Annotated in this window: 12 protein-coding genes; 1 reads left to right on the top strand and 11 read right to left on the bottom strand. The window is 65.4% G+C overall.

What is annotated here, in order from left to right:
• Positions 1-148 precede the first annotated feature (148 nt).
• The 11 genes from ACYVF6_RS43785 to ACYVF6_RS43735 all read right to left on the bottom strand — a co-directional run bounded on the left by ACYVF6_RS43785 (position 149) and on the right by ACYVF6_RS43735 (position 15,135).
• Positions 149-3,871: a Helicase associated domain protein gene (locus ACYVF6_RS43785; protein ID WP_460532225.1), complete on the bottom strand. Its 3,723-nt coding sequence runs from the start codon at positions 3,869-3,871 to the stop codon at positions 149-151.
• Positions 3,872-3,946: 75 nt separating this feature from the next.
• The gene (locus tag ACYVF6_RS43780; protein WP_460532222.1) at positions 3,947-4,309 is read right to left on the bottom strand and encodes a hypothetical protein; all 363 of its coding nucleotides are present in this window, start codon (positions 4,307-4,309) and stop codon (positions 3,947-3,949) included.
• A gap of 216 nt (positions 4,310-4,525) precedes the next feature.
• Entirely contained in the window at positions 4,526-5,458 is a 933-nt protein-coding gene (locus ACYVF6_RS43775; protein WP_460532219.1) for a mandelate racemase/muconate lactonizing enzyme family protein, read from the bottom strand.
• A 115-nt stretch (positions 5,459-5,573) separates the two neighbouring features.
• A complete protein-coding gene (gene ltrA, locus ACYVF6_RS43770) occupies positions 5,574-7,325 on the bottom strand; it encodes a group II intron reverse transcriptase/maturase (RefSeq protein WP_460532216.1) in 1,752 nt (583 codons plus the stop codon).
• A 656-nt stretch (positions 7,326-7,981) separates the two neighbouring features.
• Positions 7,982-8,251 carry a hypothetical protein gene (locus tag ACYVF6_RS43765; RefSeq protein WP_460532213.1) on the bottom strand — a complete coding sequence of 90 codons (270 nt, stop codon included), beginning with the start codon at positions 8,249-8,251 and terminating at the stop codon, positions 7,982-7,984.
• Between the two features lie 30 nt (positions 8,252-8,281).
• Positions 8,282-9,001 carry an NUDIX hydrolase gene (locus ACYVF6_RS43760; RefSeq protein ID WP_460532210.1) on the bottom strand — a complete coding sequence of 240 codons (720 nt, stop codon included), beginning with the start codon at positions 8,999-9,001 and terminating at the stop codon, positions 8,282-8,284.
• A 77-nt stretch (positions 9,002-9,078) separates the two neighbouring features.
• Positions 9,079-9,717, bottom strand: a complete 639-nt coding sequence (locus ACYVF6_RS43755; RefSeq protein WP_460532207.1) for a hypothetical protein — start codon at positions 9,715-9,717, stop codon at positions 9,079-9,081.
• Positions 9,718-9,731: 14 nt separating this feature from the next.
• Positions 9,732-10,967: a DUF418 domain-containing protein gene (locus tag ACYVF6_RS43750; protein WP_460532204.1), complete on the bottom strand. Its 1,236-nt coding sequence runs from the start codon at positions 10,965-10,967 to the stop codon at positions 9,732-9,734.
• Positions 10,968-11,693: 726 nt separating this feature from the next.
• Positions 11,694-12,470: a hypothetical protein gene (locus ACYVF6_RS43745; RefSeq protein WP_460532201.1), complete on the bottom strand. Its 777-nt coding sequence runs from the start codon at positions 12,468-12,470 to the stop codon at positions 11,694-11,696.
• Positions 12,471-12,722: 252 nt separating this feature from the next.
• A complete protein-coding gene (locus ACYVF6_RS43740) occupies positions 12,723-13,220 on the bottom strand; it encodes an HAD family hydrolase (RefSeq protein WP_460532198.1) in 498 nt (165 codons plus the stop codon).
• A gap of 1,057 nt (positions 13,221-14,277) precedes the next feature.
• Positions 14,278-15,135, bottom strand: a complete 858-nt coding sequence (locus ACYVF6_RS43735) for a class I SAM-dependent methyltransferase (protein WP_460532195.1) — start codon at positions 15,133-15,135, stop codon at positions 14,278-14,280.
• Between the two features lie 217 nt (positions 15,136-15,352).
• Between ACYVF6_RS43735 and ACYVF6_RS43730 the strand changes: the two genes are divergently transcribed.
• Positions 15,353-16,576, top strand: a complete 1,224-nt coding sequence (locus ACYVF6_RS43730; protein ID WP_460532192.1) for a helix-turn-helix domain-containing protein — start codon at positions 15,353-15,355, stop codon at positions 16,574-16,576.
• Positions 16,577-16,585: the final 9 nt, after the last annotated feature.

Genomic DNA, 16,585 nt, shown 5'->3' with positions numbered 1-16,585 from the left:
CCGATACGTCGTGGTAAGCGCGATGACAGTGCTGAGTGTGACAGGCCATGTCCGCCGCCCATGTGTGATCGGCTACACCATCGCGCGTCGCTCTCGGTTCGTCTCATTGGCGATGGTGTGAGGTCGGTTGCCTCGACCGGTAACTGGTTCAGGGGTCGTCGTGGTCGCGTTCCCAGTTGATGCTGAGCGCTTCCAGTCCTGCGATCTGTTCGTCGGTGAGTTCGTGTTTGCGGGTGATGAGCTCGCAATGCCAGCGGTAGAGGTCGACGTCTCCGACGCAGGTTCCAGGTGGTGGGTTGAGGTGTCCGTGAGCGGCGAAGAAGGTGACGGCGGCGGCGTAGTGTTCGCGCCATTTCTCGGCTTCGAGGTTCCAGATCATTCCGATGTCATCCAGTGCCTGGATTCGTTCCGGCGGTAACTGTCCTACGCGGGCTTTGTGTCTGAGGTTGCTCAGCCAGGTGGACAGATCGAGGCCCGTTGGCGTGGTGATCTCGCCCTTGCGTGGCTTGAGGTGGCCGTGCCTGGCGTGGTAGTCGGCGGCGGCTTGGAGATTCGTCTGCCATCTGTCTCGATGGCCCCAGTCCATGCCGAGCTCGTCCAACGCCTGAATCTCCTCCGGCTTGAGTGGGCTCGGCTTTCCTGTGTTCTTACGTGCGCGCTGGTTTTGTAGCCATACGTTGAGTTTCTTGCCGTGTCTGGTGACTACGGTGTCGGGGACGTTCAGGTGGCCGTGCTCGGCGTGGAAGGCGCGGGCCAACGCGAGGTACTCCTCCTGGTCGGCCTTGCGGAGGTCCCAGACCATACCGATGTCGTCCAGGGCATTGATGCGCTCGGCTGACAGGCTGCCTCGTTTCCGTAACGTGCGTTGGTGGTCTAGCCAGGGGCCGAGGTTGTAGCCGTCGGCGGTGACGAAGCGGTTGGTGACGCGAAGGTGGCCTTTGTTGGTGTAGCAGGCTTTGGCGGCGGCATAGCCTTCCTGCCAGGCGACCTCCAGAATGTCCCAGCACACGCCGATCCGTTCGAGCATCTCGATCCGATCGGCGGTGAGTTCGCCGCGCCTGTAGACGACACGCTGGTGGGCGATCCAGTTGCCGAGGTTGTAGCCGTCGGCGGTGACGAAGCTGTTGGTGACCCGCAGATGCCCTTTCTTGGCGTAGTACGCCTCGGCGGCGGCGTAGCCTTCTTGCCAGGCCGCTTCCAGGGCGTCCCAGCTCATGCCGATTTGATTGAGCATCACGATCCGGTCCGCAGCGAGTTCGCCACGCTTGTAAGCGACACGCTGGTGAGCGATCCAGTTCCCGAGGTGCAGGCCGTCGTCGGTGACATGGTCACCGTGCACCAGCAGGTTTCCGTACTTGGCGGCGTAGGCCTGGGCGGCGCCGTAGCCGACCAGCCAGGCCGAGGTGGTGCGTTCCAGCACCCGAAGCGCAAGCGCGTCGGCGAAGGCTTGATCAACCTGGGTTCCGACCAGCTCGAGCCACGGCGGCAGCTGCGGTTTGCTGCTGGCCCGGGTGCCGCGTGTGCCGGCGGCGCGCAGCCGGTCGAGCCAGTCGGCCAGCCGTTCGTCCTGGTCGCGCATCGCGCGCAGGATCCGGTAGAGGATCTGCCACTGCGACCCGTTGAGCGCCACCTCGGCACCAGCCGAGCCGTCGGCGCTGTCGGCTTCGGGTAGCAGGATCGGGATGATGACGGTGGCTGTCTTGTCCTCCCGTTGCCCGCGTCGCAGTGCCCGCCCGACAGCTTGCACGACGTCGACGGTGGAGTCGCGTGGGTCGGCGAACAGCACCGCGTCCAGCTCCGGGACGTCGATGCCCTCGGTGAGGGCCCGCGCGTTGGGGACCACCAGTAACGTGTCCCGGCCGTCCTGCGCTTGCTGGCCGTCCTGCCTGTTCTGGCTGATCTGGCCCAGGTCGTGGAGGATGCGGCGCCGCTCGGTGGGATCCATCGTGCCGTGGATCGCTGTGGCGTTCACCTCGAAGGGCCGATCTGCGGCAGGCAGGAGTTGCGCCGCGTACGGCAGGGTCTCGGCGAACAGCTGCGCCGAGACGACCCGATGGTGGAACGACAGCGCTGTCCGCACACCGTACTGGCCGGCCGCCTTGAGGAGAGCGAGCTGAGCTACCAGCATCTCCGGGGGAACCGCGGGCGCCTCGTCAGTGGCGGTCAGCGCCTCGGCAGCTTCATCGGACTGGAGGCGTTCCAGCTCGCCGGGGGTCATCGTGCATACCAGCATCCGGTAGTCGGCCAGGATGCCCTCGTCGATTGCCTGCCCAACCGGCACTCGGTAGACCTCGCGACCGAACACCCGCTCGTCGTGCATCGAGTAGACCGGGACGACCTCGCCACGACGGTTCTCATCCAGCACCCGTGGCGTGGCGGTCATGTACAGGCGCCGCTGTGCCGGGATGTGGGCGTCGTCGTTGACGATGCCGAACGACGATTCCCGTGCCCCTGCTGCCCGGTGCGCTTCATCCAGCACGACCAGGTCCCATGCCGGCGTGCCTAGGCGATGTGCCTCGGCTACCACGCCGAGGCTGTGGTAGGTGCAAAACACGGTGAGTCGGCCGTCCAAGCGCGTCCACGCATGAACCTCGCCTGGATCGGTCGACGAGCCGACCCGAAGCTCCGCCAACTCCTCAGCCAGTTCGATATCCCATGTCTCCGTGTCAGCTACGGCATCATCGGCGGACTCAGCATCGGCTTCGACTGCTGCGCGTTCGGTGGCGGATTCGCCAGTGTCTTGTCCGGTGTCTTGGCTGGTGTCGCGGGTGGCGTTCGGGTCGGAGCAGACCGCTGCCAGCACACCGGTCTGGTCACCGAGATGGTCGACGTAGGCTGCGGCGGTCTGGGCCAGCAGCGGCAGGCTTGGCACCACGACAAGTACCCGCCCGTCCTCGGCCAGCTGTCTGGAAACCTCAGCCCCGACCCGGGTCTTGCCCACGCCAGGCGCCAGGGTGATCCGGCACCGTCCGGCAAGGGCGATTTCGGCGATCACGGCTTTGATCGCCTCGACCACACGCGGGCGCAGCTCCGGCGCCGCCAGCGTTTCGGCGGCAACTTGCGGGTGAGGAAGCAGTGCCGGCGCCGAGGCGTCCACCGAGGCGTTCACCGGGGCTGGCTTGCGGCGACGCCCCCGCTGGCGTGCCCCACCTGTCCGGCTGATCCAGCGGTATACCGTGTGCTTCGCCAACCCGGTCTCGGCGGCGACATCTTCCGCCGTTGCTCCGGCGTCGTACAGCTTCCGGATCCGTGCGGCATCCTCCGGCTTGACACGCGTTCGGCGTACGACGTCGCGCAGTCCACCAGACTCCTCCAGCCACCGTCTGACCGTGACTGGCGAATAGGGAGACTCGGCGGCGATCTCGTCGATGGAGGCACCGGCGTCGTACTTCGCCCGGAATTCCGCCGCCTGCTCCGGCGTCACGCCCCGCTGGCTGCCGCGGGGGCGCATCTCGCCGGTTGTTCGCAGCGATCGGCTGACCGTGCTCACCGAACAGCCGGCGCCGGCCGCGATCTCCTCCACACTGACGTCGGCGTCGTACTGTTCTCGGAACTCCGCCGCCTGCTCGGGCGTGATCATGGGCTGTCTGCCCCGCCGGTTCGACGTTTCGGCTTCTGTGTCGGGCCGAAGAACGCTCAGCTCCGCCGTATGCACGATGCGACGCCACAGCGCCGCTGGCGGCTGGTACAGCTCGAGCAGCCCATCGAGCTCGACGCGGGTCAAGGTGACGAACGTCTGCTCGACGCGCTGAACCCGATCCGCGGACCAGCGCAGGCGCTCGGCGACCTTCTCTCTCGACATGCGGCGCTGTTTACGCAGATGACGCAGCACCGTGTTGACTGGTTCGGAAAGCGGCTCTTCGTCGCTCATCGCTGTTCCGCCCTCTCCCAAAAGCGCGATGATGAGGAACGCAGTGACTTCTACGAGCTGGCTACTTCCGAGCCCTCACTCGATGCGGTGAAAGGTCAGGTGGGTCACCTGCCAGCCGTCGCGCGGTGCCGGGTCCCAGGCCAACGTGACCCGGTCGATGTACTGCTCCTGGATTCGGCCGTCGGGCAGCACGAGCTCGACGGCGGTCACGATCTCGATGCTGTCGCCTCCATCGCTGAGCACGGGCGACGGACCGCCGACGATCGGGGAACGCCTGATTTCGCCTGGCCTGGCCAGGCGACTGCCGTCCGGGATGGCATCGCACTGGCCACAGCCGGCAGCGGCGTGGAGCGCTCCGAGCGCATCCCAGCCCTGCGTGTGGTGGCCGTAGCTGGCCACCGCGTAGTAGTAGTCCAGCCACGCTTGCGCACCGGTCACTGTGCGGCTGGCCGAGGGCTCATCGGGTGCGGTGGCCGCGAGCCTGCTCGAGGGTGGGGCCAGCTGGTCCCGGTCTTCGGACGTGCTGGTTGCCGGCAAGATCGTGCACGCGGCGGCCGCCGTCGGCAGCAGTACTGCAAGACGGAGACGGGAGACGGCCCTACGGCCCATAGCTGATGTGCCCTTCTGGAGCGACCGGATCGTTGTGCGCGCTGTCTAGTCGTTGACGACGGAGCCGTCGTAGTGCAGGCGGGTGATGAAGCCCCGCTGGTATGGCTGTACGAGGTCGAGGGCGTCGCGGTTGAGGGTGACGCCGATCCCGGGTTCGGTCGGCACGAGCAGATAGCCCTGGCCGTCGAGCCGTGCCGGGAAGAGGACCATGGAGGCCTTGGGCGGTTGATGTTCGTCGCCGCAGTACTCCAGGATCCCGAGGTTGGTGATCGCGGCTGCGACCTGCAGACACGCGGCGGTGGAGACCGGGCTGAGCGGGTTGTGCGGCACCACTTCGACGTCGTGGGCTTCGGCGAGCGCGGCGATCTTCATCGCGCCGGTGATGCCGCCGACCAGGCACACGTTGGGCCGTACGTAGCGGGCGGCGTCACGTCGCAGCAGCATCGCGAACTCGCGGGGCGTGGTGAACCGTTCCCCGGTGGCGATCGGGAGGTTGATCCGTGAGGCGACGTAGGCCATCGAGTCGAAGTTGTCCGGGCCGATCGGGTCCTCGTAGAACATGGGCTGGAACGGCTCGATCTCGTGCGCCAGCGTGATCGCCTCAGGAGGTTTGAGCCGCCGGTGGATCTCGATGCACAGGTCCACCCGGTCGCCAGCCGCTGCCCGGAACAGGCCTACGGTGTCGATCGCGGCGCGCAGCTTCTGGACGTAGCTGTGCGTCTCCTCCGGCCGTGTCCGCTGACCGTCGGGCATCGGTGACAGGTGCCCGACTGCGGTGTACCCGTCGGCCGGGGCCTGCTTGATACCGGCGAGCTGGTCTGCACGGGTTTTGGCGATCACGTGCCGGTACACCCTGGCCCGGTCCCGCGCCATCCCGCCGATCAGCTCGTGCACCGGGACGTCGTGGCGTTTGCCGGCGATGTCCCACAGCGCGATGTCGATCGCGGCGATCGCGCCCATCAACGCCGCACTGCGCACGTGCCACGACCGGTGTCGGGTAGCCCAGGCGCATTGCTGCGCCTGGGCCCCCTCAGAACCGGACTTGCGCCTGTTCAGCGCATCCGGCTCAAGCAAATCCCTTGGGCTGTGTGGGTTATGCATGGCTGGTGCCTGCCGTTTCGGCGTTCCGTTTGCAGGCTGGGTGTACGAGGCGGAGTACGACGGTGTTGTCCGGTTGCTCTTGTGCCCGGTAGGCCAGTTGGAGCATCTTGACGGCTCGCCGGGCTGCCTTGGCCCACTGCTCCCATTCTTCCGGGGTTTGCGGTGGGCTGTCGGCGTGGAAGAGCAGGTCGCCGCAGAGCCAGCATCGTCCCTTCTGGGACTCCAGGATGCGCAGCATGCCAGCACCGAGTGGTGGACGGTTACGCCGTCGGCGTTTGGCCCAGTACTCGGTGAGGGTCGGGTCGTCGACCGACGCCTTTCCCTCGACCAGTTGATGCCGGACAATCTTCGTCCAGGCGAACTTCACCAGGTAGGCGCCGCTGTCGCGGTCGCCGAAGACCCACCTGTCGTTCCTGGACGGGTTGAACGTGCCGAAGTAGCGTTTGACCACCCACGACTTCGACTTGTTCGGGTGTTGCTTGAGCGCCCACCGGTAGACCCGCCGCCAGACGGCTGAGTCCAGCTGTCCGAAGATCTTGCTGGACACCACGGTGCGGTAGTAGGCGCTCCAGCCGCGCACAATCGGGTTGAGCGCGGCCATCACCGCCGACGGCGAACCGGCCCCGTGCAGGGACCGGACCACCTCACGGATGCGTTTTCGTACTCGCTTGACCGCTGTCTGGCTGGGTTTGATGAACAGCTTCCGTCCGCTTCTGGTGCCGAAGCGGCGGATGGTGAACCCGAGGAAGTCGAATCCCGCATCCACGTGCACGATCCGGGTCTTGTCCTCGTTGAACGCCAGCCCTTTTGGGGCAAGCCATGCACCCAGCCGCGCCTTGACCTGTTCGGCCTGCTCACGCGTCAGGCACAACACAACCAGGTCGTCGGCATAGCGCACCAGAATTGGCGACGACGACCTGGCGAAATAGTCGGCGCGTATGGTGTTCCGGTAGCGCATGCCTGCGGCTTCCTCCATCCCGTGCAAGGCGATGTTGAGCAGCAAGGGGCTGATCACACCGCCCTGCGGGGTGCCCCGCTCGGTGGGTTGCAGGTGGTTCTTCTCGATCACACCGGCCTTCAGCCAGCCCCGGATCAGCTCCCGTCCGGGAACCTCCCCGATCGCGGCCATGAGCTGGTCGTGGTCGATCCAGTCGAACGCGGCCGCCAGGTCGGCGTCGAGCACCCACAATCGCCTGGGGTTCTTGCCCTTCAGCGATTGGAACAGTTGCGCGATCGCGTCATGACAGCCACGGCCGGGCCGGAACCCATACGAGCGGGCTTCGAACCGTGCCTCCCATTCGGGTTCCAGCGTGTTCACCATCCGCGCTTGGAGCACGCGGTCGATGACCACCGGGATCCCGAGCGGGCGCTGCTTCCCACCGGGTTTGGGGATGTACACCCGCCGGGCTGGCCGAGCTGTCCAGGACAGCGAGCCGGTCTGGACCCATCGGGTCAGCTCGGATCGCTGCCGGTCGGTGAACACCACGTGCCCATCGACCCCTGGGGTCCGGCGTCCGGCGTTGTGCTGCGTCACCCGCCGCACGCTGACCAGCGTGTTCGACAGGCTCCGCAGCATCAGCTTCTGCAGATTGCGGACCCTCTTCAGGTCCCCTTCCCGCACAGCCGTGAAGATCCGCTGCCGCAGCCGTCGTACGTTGTCCTCAACCTGCTCCCAATCGACCTGATCCCACTTCAGATCCCGGTCAAGGTCCCAGGCGAGCTCTCCGTCCTCAGGTCCGTTCACCCCGACAGCCGACATAGCAAGTGCTGTCCTGGCTGGCGGGGCGTCCAACTTGTCCATCGGTTCCGACATCGCGACCACAGTCATCTCCACAGATTCACCTGGCCACGTCAGCACCCTTTCGGGTCAGGCACCAGGCCCGTATCCGACGAGTTATCCACCCCTGCCGTTGAAGGAGCAACGGCAACGCCGGAGTGGTTTCCTCTTGCCTTTCGGCTGTCGGCGTTCGCTTCTTGGCCATCCTGTCCCGCTACAGATCTCCGCTTCCCTTACGGTCGGCCTACCAGCAGAACCCTTGGTTTGCTGGACTGCAACGGGGTTTCCACGTTCCGCTCACGCGAGCAACGACCGGGTTGGGTGCCTCCTTCATCCCGGGGCGGTGGTGTCCTCCCAGCCGGCACATGTCCACCGGCCGGCACCTGCCGCTTCTCAGCGGCCAGCCCTGTGCCCCGCCAGCAACATCTCCACCCACGGGGTATCAGCCTCACGGGATCCTCATCAGAGGTTCACTCACGTTCACCCGTCCGGTCTTTCCTTCGCCTGTAGTCCCCAGGTGGCGCAGGGACCCTTGGACGTTTCACTCCCGAGCTTCGCACCCCGCCGTTACCAGCGACGCACGTCGAGAGCAGGAACAGTCCCATCGGACACTGGGACCAGGGCTACGCTGTCGACATCACGTCGACCTCCTTCCTCACGCAGCCCACTCGCTCCGAGCGACCTCGTGTCGCACACATGTACTGCTGGTGGTGCTCGATTCGTGACGGGTCCTGCCCGATCAGGTAGTCGCGGCACCAGCCCAACATTTCGTACGAGCCGTCCAGCACCCCGACCGCGCCGGACTCGCCGAGCCCGGTGATGCCTTCGTCGGTGTGTACCTCGACCAGCAGGTACTTGCCGACCCGCAACGGCACGACGTCGGTGATCTTCACAGCTGTCCCTCTCCAGGCACCGGATGCGGTTCAGTCGCTACTCGCGCCGGGGATTCCCGGAAGCGGGACGGGAAAGTAACCAACCAGACCGACGGCGGCTTCTTCGGTTAGGTCGAGGCTGGGGATCTCCTCGATGGTGCGGAATCGCATTTCGTCACCCTCGCCGCAGATCACGTTCTGGTCGGTCGCCCAGGTGCGGACGTAGAACAGGTAGCGGCGCACCAGCTCGCCGTTCTCCTTCGGGTCGAGGTAGCTACCTTGAGGGGTCAGCCTGCCGGTGATCAGCATGTGTGGGCCGAGGCCGGTTTCCTCTTTCAGCTCACGTAGGGCGCACTGCTCGGGTGTCTCCTTTGGCCGGAGCTTGCCGCCTGGGATGCTCGACTTGCCTGGGCTGGTCGGTGCGTCTTTCGACCGCAGCTGGATCAGGAAATGGTCGTCCTGGTTGCGCACCACGATGTGGACGCTGGCCCGGTCCACCTGCGTCAGCCAGTCCTGCGTCGTCTGCTCGGACCAAGCGATGCTGAAGATCCGCTCGCCAACCCACCGCCGCTCGTCCTCGGCGTCGTCTTCCTTTTTGCCCTTTCCGAGGAAGTGGCGAAGCAGCATGCCGCGCAGGGTCAGGACCTTCTCGTCGTTCAACTCCTTGGCCCGCTTGTCATGCTCGAGGTGACGCTTCATCTCCAGTGCCGAGCAGTACTCGTATTCCAGGAAGCGGATCGCTTCGGGAGAGGATAGTTCTGGTGTTGCCACGCCTGGTTCTCCGATCATTGGTGAATGGGCAGGATCCGGCTCGATCGTGAGCGTCGACTTGCACTGTGACCCTGCGACTATCCGAATCGCAGGTGGGGATTACGGTCGCGGAGAAGCTGTAGAAACAGGGGGTCTGGAGTATTGGGAGTGAACGTGCCGGTGTCGGGGTCGAGGTAGCCCCAGTCACCTGAGGTACTGGGGCCGCAGTCCATCAACGTCACCGTGCGTCCGGGCACCAGAATGTCGGTGACCTCGTGGAAGGTCGCCTTGGCGATCTGGTTGAGATCGCCGGCCACGTGCTGCCGGGTCGCAGCCTCGACACCAGCGCCAACCGCACTACCACCGGCCGCGTGCTGCTCGCTGGTGACTTCGTAGCGGTCTTCGGTGTAGCCGCCCATCAGCACGTGGGACTCGAACGCCCAGGGATGGTTGTGCGGCATTGGTGTGCCGTCGCGCCGCAGGTCAGGTGCGGTCCAGACGTTCAATCTGAGTTTGCGTAGCCAGCCTGGCTCGTTGTAGACGTCGAGTTCTGCTTTGTAGAACGGCAACTGAGGCCGGTTGACATCGGGCACTAGGCACCAGCTGGTGCGCGCGACAAACCGCTCCCACGACAGACCGGCGGTGTGCTCGGGTGCATACCTGTGCAACGCGTCAATCACGGCTGCGTACATGTGCTCGTCCAGCACCAGACCCGCAGCGACCTCGATCCGTTTCACTTTCGTCTCCCACCTCATCCGCGTTGTTGGGTGGCCTTTGCTGGCTGCGCTTGAGCAGTCGTTGCGACGGGACCGTCGGGTCTGGCGGGTGGGCTCGTCCTAGACTTGGTGGTGAACAGGTACCGCAAGCACCACTCGATCGGCCCGTACCTGAAGCGGCACAGCCACCACCGGCTGGTGGCCAGTTGGGTCAGCCAGGTCGCGATGGCGAGGGCGGCGACCCACCAGACGGTCAGGTGCCCGGCCAGGGCGAGACCGTAGCCGGAGAAGATCGCCATGACCATGATCGACTGAACGATGTAGTTGGTGCCGGACAGCTGCCCCGCTGGGAGGAACACCCGGCCCCACTGTGGCCGGGTGTGGAACACCGCGAACCCGACCCCGATGAACGTGGCGGCCGCCACGACGGCGGTCCACGGTTCCAGAACAGCCTGCACCTTCCACATCCAGCCGGGGTCGACGAAGTAGTTAGCGGCCTCCAGGACCGCCAGGGGGACGGTCACGGCCAGACCGGCCGCCAGCCAGCGGCGCCGCCACGGCCGAGCGAACAAGGCACGCCGGGCCAGGACCACGCCGAGCAGGGCCGCGGCGGCCATGCCCGGTCCACGCCAGATCAGCGTCGACTCCCACGCCGGCCAGAACGAGGCCTGCATCGCATACGCGGTGTCGCCCGGGCTGGAGGTCACGAGCTCCTCGAACCGCAAGTCGCCCCCGACACCGCCTTGTGCACCATCAGGTGCGCCAGCCTGTGCGCTGCCGAACAGGGGTAGGAGGTGAAGCTGGTACAAGTACCACAGCTCCTGCAGCAGCAGAAATCCAGTCGCCACGACGACGACCCACCAGTCGGACAACCGGCACACGAATACCACCAGCACGGCCACGACGACCACCATCGCTTCGATGATCAACACGTCGTACAGGCTGAAGAACAACTGGTGGACGACGCCGAGCAGGGCCAGCACGATCCCGCGCCGCGCGGCGTAGTCGGTGAGGTTGCTGCGCCTGCGCCACAGCGCGAACCCGGCCAGGAAGGAGAACACCAGGTAGGCCTTGTCATGAAACAACGCGTCCTGGATCGCCCACACCGGCACCGCGTTACAGTCGCAGGACTTGTCCACGCTCATGTCCTTGGCCAGGTACAGGAAGTTCACGACCGCCAGACCCAGTAGCGCCAAACCGCGGAGCGCGTCAAGCTCCAAGACCCGCGATCCGCCGGCGGTCTCCCTGCGCTCGGACGGCTGTGCAGTCACGACCAACCACCCATCTGGCCGGCCAGCCCGTCAGGCGCCCCGCAGGTCTGCCCACGGTCCCCGACGAGCACCGGGATCGCGGCGACCGCCCGCACCGCCGCCGGTGCAGGCGCCTCGGTTTCGCAGTGCGCGTGGACTGGGCCAGGGGCGAGGATCTCTGGCCCGACAGGCCTCGAGTCCGAGGCTGGGCTGAAGCTGTTGCCAGGCGCCAGACTCGACCCAGCGGCCAGGCACAGCACGGTGGCGGCAATGAAGCTCAGATAGGCAATGTGGGCCATGGAAAAGCCGAGTTTGCGTTGCAACGAAGGTGCCCCTTTGCAGTCGTTGTCGTGCACTCGCTGTGCGTTCAGTAGTGAATTCGTTATGGCGAATGGAACGTGTGGGTCGAAGTCGCCGGGGGCGGCATCACGGATCGCGCCGCTTGGGGCCATGAGCCGCCAGGGTGAGGTCGCCAGCACTCGCCTTGGTTGGTGATCGTCGAAACAGTGCCCGGCCACAGCCGGTTGGGCAGTTGGTTGGTCAGCCCCACAAGCCTGCGTGTGAGGCCGCGGAACCTGTATCTAGTCGCCGCGACAAGCCTGTTCCGGTGAGGGCCTGTCGCAGGGCATCCAGTACGGCGCGCCGCAGGCCTCGGCACAGCCCACCAACTCCGGCCCGTACCGCGGCTTGTCGCTGGTGCGACGGTGGAGTTCGCGTTTCGTGTGGACTTGAGCTCGGCAGTCATGGTCACCACCAGGCCAGCCCACACACCCAGGCCGTCACGTTCAGGACATCGCCCTCACGCACGCTCGGAAGGACTGCTGGGTCAGCGACCAGGTCGAAGCAATGCCCCAGACACTCGACCTGCAGGCTCCAGAACCGGCGCTTCAACGACGTTTCCCGCTCGGCAACGGCCGTCACGCGAACGGACGCACGAACGGTCGCGCGGGAGCAGACATCAGCGAGCTCGCTCACCTGATGCAAGGTGGTCTTCATGGTGCTGTCCGGGCGGCCACGACAAGATGCTGCCTCGGCAACCAGCACCATGCCGACCTGGACGGTGGCCAGCTGGGCGGCCGCTGCTTCGAAGGATTCCCGGTGAGGCGCGATGCCGGCGGGAGCGAAGGTGATGGGACGAACCCGGCCGTTGGCGAGGAGGATCTCGGCCTCGACCACTGCGCAGCCCGGGCAGCCGCCCGTGGGCCGCTTGTCGACGACCGCGAGTATGCGGACGACCTGGGATCCCCGACAGCCCTCCAACTGCGGAGTCGCGCACACCACTTGGTGCTCCTGAGTGATGAGGAGATCCAGTCGCGCGCCGGAAGCATCGACCCATGCGCATGACGTCAGCTGACCGTCCGGGGACCGGTGCCATCCGCCGGTCTGGTACACGTCGGCGATCACCTGGTTCAGAACTTCGGACTCTGACGTAAGGTCGGAGATCGGAATTCCGAGCGCCGTAAAGTGACTTACCGGTCGGGCAGGGTCGATCGCACCCGGTGGCCTATTCGGCACAACGATCACCGACCGACGTCTTCAACGGATCTACGAAGCGAATCCACTCGATGTCATCCCAAGGAAACCAATGCCCTCCAGCGGTCAACGGCTGCCCTGGCGCAAGCTCGCCGGCCACACCCGCAGCACTAACGAGCCCACACAACTTGCCGACATCCTTCGACTGATCCGTTAGCACTGGATTCACGTCCAGGCAGCGAACATCAGTGTCCAACCCCGTGAGATGGATGACGCCCGGCGTTACTCTGTGCCTCGCCATTGTCACCGACCTCCTCGCTCGTCTGGGAGGGCTTGACGTACCAGCAGGCAGTCCAGGTCGTGGCCATGCCACATCGGCGTGTCGGCCGCTTCGTGGTCGATCACGCACACGACGTCGTACCGGCCTTGGATGTGCTCGACGTACAGAGCGGACTTGACCGACCTCGCGCAGCTGTCGTCGCCGATCCCACGCAGGTGGAGCGCCTCGTAAGGAACGCCAAGATAGACGTCGATCCAGGTCTCAAGGCGGCTTCGCCGGGTTTCGTCTAGCGTGCTGGCCAGCAGGTGGATCTTGACGCCGACCACGAACAAAGCACGGACCACCACGACGATGTGTCCGTTCGTCGGGCCTGGTTGACGACTGGTGTCGTTTGGCGTTCCGTTGCAGTGGTCGAGGCAGTCTTCGTCGATGTCAAGGCCGGCGTTGAGGGTGGCGTCGAGGTTGACGATGGCAGCTAGCGGCAGCTGATTCATCGGCAGATCGGGGAGTTGTGTTGTCATTGCTCCGGGTTCTCATGCGCGTTGCGGGGATGTGTTGGCGACCTGTCCCTCGTGGGCCTAGGTGGGCGGAGCGGCTCAATGGGCCTGGCGGCCGGAATGGCTCGTTACGGGGTCAGCCGCCACGCCCGGCCTACGGGGCTGCCGTACAGCCCTGGGCAACAGCGCGAGGTCCTGGCGCAGCGCGAGCACCACGATCGCGATGACGCTGCACCGCTCAGCAGGCGGCCGTGGCTTCTGGAGAGCAGTCACGGTGTTACCCCATCCGCCATGGCACCGATAGTCGGGATAGCAAGCGCGAGGAAGATCGCCGCGAGACCAGCAAGGATCAGCACCTTTCGCCTTTTGTGGAACGGAAACCGGGCGCTTCGGCCGAGATGCTTTCGTTCGTTTCTGATCAACGATCTCTCCCCTCATGCCATGGTCGAGACAGCGCGACTGCGGCGTGTTCGATCACCGGAACCTCCAGAACGTGGCAAGGACAATGCCAAGACCAACGAGCGCGCCGAGCGTCAGTGCCAGTGATGTCATACCGAGTCCGAGCATCGGCGTCTCCTAAGTCGACGAGCTCCGCGGTCCCAAGAGGCCCGCGTCGCAAGCGTCTTTCAGTCGTCTGAGGCGGCATGCGCATAGGAACGGGCGAGTGCGCTAACGTCCTCCCGCGTCCACGGGTGTGCTTCATTACTCACGGAGCACTTCGGGGACGTAGCCGGACGTCAGGGCGTGGTCCAGATCCGCGTCGCATTCGCGCAGCCGCTGCATCAATGGACACTCTTCAGGCCACGGTCGCTTGTCTGCCGCGCAGACGCGTGGTTCCCATGGCGGGTAGGGGATAGCCACGCTCAGTCGCTTGATCGACCAACCACCGGTCGGGCGATGGCGGCGCATCTGTTCGCGACGTGCGATCGCTTGACCCACTGCTCGACCAGATCGATGTGCGTTGCTGCGTTGGTGTGGCTGGTCGTTCATCGTTCTCACAGTTCCTTCCTGAAGCAAGGGCCCGGAGGAGGGTGCAGGGGCCCACGCTCCTCCGGGCCCAGTTCCCTCGCGCCTAACGGACTCAGCGCGAGGGCGCCAGTTCGGTCTTCTGTTGTGGACCCGGCAGATCGGGCTTCCGGGCGACGCCTGCGTAGAACCAGCGGGTGGATGCGTCGTCCGCAAGTACTGGATCCTCGGCTCCCCACAACCCTCCGTACGTCACTTCCGGACGTGCACCTGGATAGGGAGGCACCAGCTCCAGTCCGGCGAAGAACCGCCTAACCTGAGCTCTCGGGCGCGGGTGGTACTGGCGGTCGGCGTTGCGGTAGATCGCCTTCACTAGATCCAGCTGACGCGAGTCGTAATGGTCCGACGTTCCATGCGAAAGTGCCAAGTAACTGCCTGGCGCGAACGCCGTCATGTACTGATCCATGAGTCGCCACGGGTCCACTTCGTCATCGATGAGATGCAGCACTGCAGTGGCCAACAGCGCCACCGGCTTGCGTACATCGATCAGCCGACGAAACTCCGGGTGATTCAGCACCGACGCCGGCTCGCAGATGTCCGCGGCGATGAAGGCGGTTCCCGGAACGCCATCCAGCAGGTCCTTCGAACGCTCAGCCGCACGTTCGTCCTTGTCGACGTACACGACCCGCGAGTCGGGCGCGATCCGCCGAACCACTTCGTGAGTGTTCTCCTGCGTCGGCAGCCCACTCCCCAGGTCCAGGAACTGGCGCAGCTGCGCTCGCTCCGCCAGCCACAAGGCCGCCCGCTGATGGAAGGCACGATTCGCCAGAGCGCCGAGGGCTACTTCCGGGACGATCTCGCAAAGGCGTTCCGCTGCCTCACACTCTGCGGCGGTATGGCTTGATCCGCCCAACAGCCGGTCATAGATACCGGCCGTAGTTGGGCGGTCGAGCTCGTCGCCATGCTCAGCCATCGACATGCTCCTCCCACCGACGCGATGCCCCTGTCCTTGCCGGGGCAGAGGACCATGATCAGCTTCTCCGCGAACCGTTCGGCACACATCTGCCGCAGATCTCATCCGTCTACTCCCGAACTGTTCATTTCCTAACAGTGACAAGATCCTGTACCATCGAGTTCGGGTCATGGGAGAGCCAGCAGGAGGGCCACAAGGAGAGCCAAAGCGACTCCGCATGAGTGACGAGACGATCGGCGAGCTTCTGCGCAGGCTGCGCAAAGAGCGTGGCTGGGTGCAACGTGAGGTTGCGGAGCGCCTCAACGACCTCGCCGAGCCCAGCGATGCCCTCTTGGTCAAAGAAAACATTGGCCGGTACGAGCGCGGCGATCGCGTACCTCGTCGGCGCATCCTTTACCGGCTCGCGACGGTCTTCCATATCGACTACGCCGAACTCGAGCGTGCGGCTTACGGCCGCAAGGACCCTGAAGAGCTGCTGTCCGCCCCTGACGCGATCCAGATCGCGTTCGAGTGGCTTGTCACCGACCCGCCTCAGCTGGAGCACCTTCGGGCAGGCCGTCGCATCGGCGAAGGGACCACGGCCCGCGCTGAGCAGCGGGTTCAGGAACTACGCCTCCTCGACGACCACCTCGGTGGAGCCGACACACTGACGCTCGTCCAGAAGGAGCTCTGCAGCGTGGAGGCGCTCGTCAACGAAGGGTCCTACACCGAGCTGGTCGGCCGGCGCTTGTTGAGCGTCCTCGGCGAGTTAGGCCAGCTGGCGGGGTGGACTGCCTCCGACGCCGACGATCACAGTGGGGCGAGGCGGTACTACCTGGACGGGGTACGCGCCGCGCACGCAGGCCACGATCCGATCGGGGCCGCGAACCTCCTCAGTTCCCTGGCCTACCAGGAGGCGAGTCTCGGCAACGCTTCCGATGCCATCCTGCTTGCGCAAGCGGCGCTGAAGGGTGCCGGCCCTGACGCGAAGGGCCGTGTTCGCGCGCTGTTGCTCGAACGACTCGCCTGGAGCTATGCGAAGGCAGGACAGAACAAACTCGCCGACCAGACTCTCGATCGTGTGGGCGAAGCATTCGCCGAGAACGTCGAGACCGAACCGAGTTGGGTCTACTGGCTGGATCAGCACGAGATCGACGTGATGGCCGGCCGATGCTACGTCGAGCTCCGCAGACCATTGCGAGCCGTTCCACTGCTCGGCCAGGCGATCTCGCACTACGACCACTCTCGTAGCCGAGAGACGGCGTTGTACGAGACCTGGCTGGCCGAATCCTACGTTCAGGCGAACGAGCTCGACGCGGCCAAAGGCGTACTCGAAAGTGCTACTCAGAGGGCATCGGACGTGAACTCGCCGCGTCTCACCAGCCGGGTTCAGTATGTGCAAAACCGGCTTGCGCAGCAGCTACGGCGTCGGACAGGGCCAGCGCTCGACGCTGATCGCTAGCCCTGCCAC

Source organism: Flindersiella endophytica, from assembly GCF_054779015.1.
The sequence above is the reverse complement of the archived record's forward strand: the minus strand, read 5'-3'. Positions and strand labels throughout refer to the sequence as shown.

Excerpts from the sequence above, each read along its gene's own strand:
- ACYVF6_RS43785 (WP_460532225.1), bottom strand. The coding sequence starts at position 3,871 with ATGAGCGACGAAGAGCCGCTTTCCGAACCAGTCAACACGGTGCTGCGT.
- ACYVF6_RS43740 (WP_460532198.1), bottom strand. The coding sequence starts at position 13,220 with ATGACAACACAACTCCCCGATCTGCCGATGAATCAGCTGCCGCTAGCT.
- ACYVF6_RS43735 (WP_460532195.1), bottom strand. The coding sequence starts at position 15,135 with ATGGCTGAGCATGGCGACGAGCTCGACCGCCCAACTACGGCCGGTATC.
- ACYVF6_RS43730 (WP_460532192.1), top strand. The coding sequence starts at position 15,353 with ATGAGTGACGAGACGATCGGCGAGCTTCTGCGCAGGCTGCGCAAAGAG.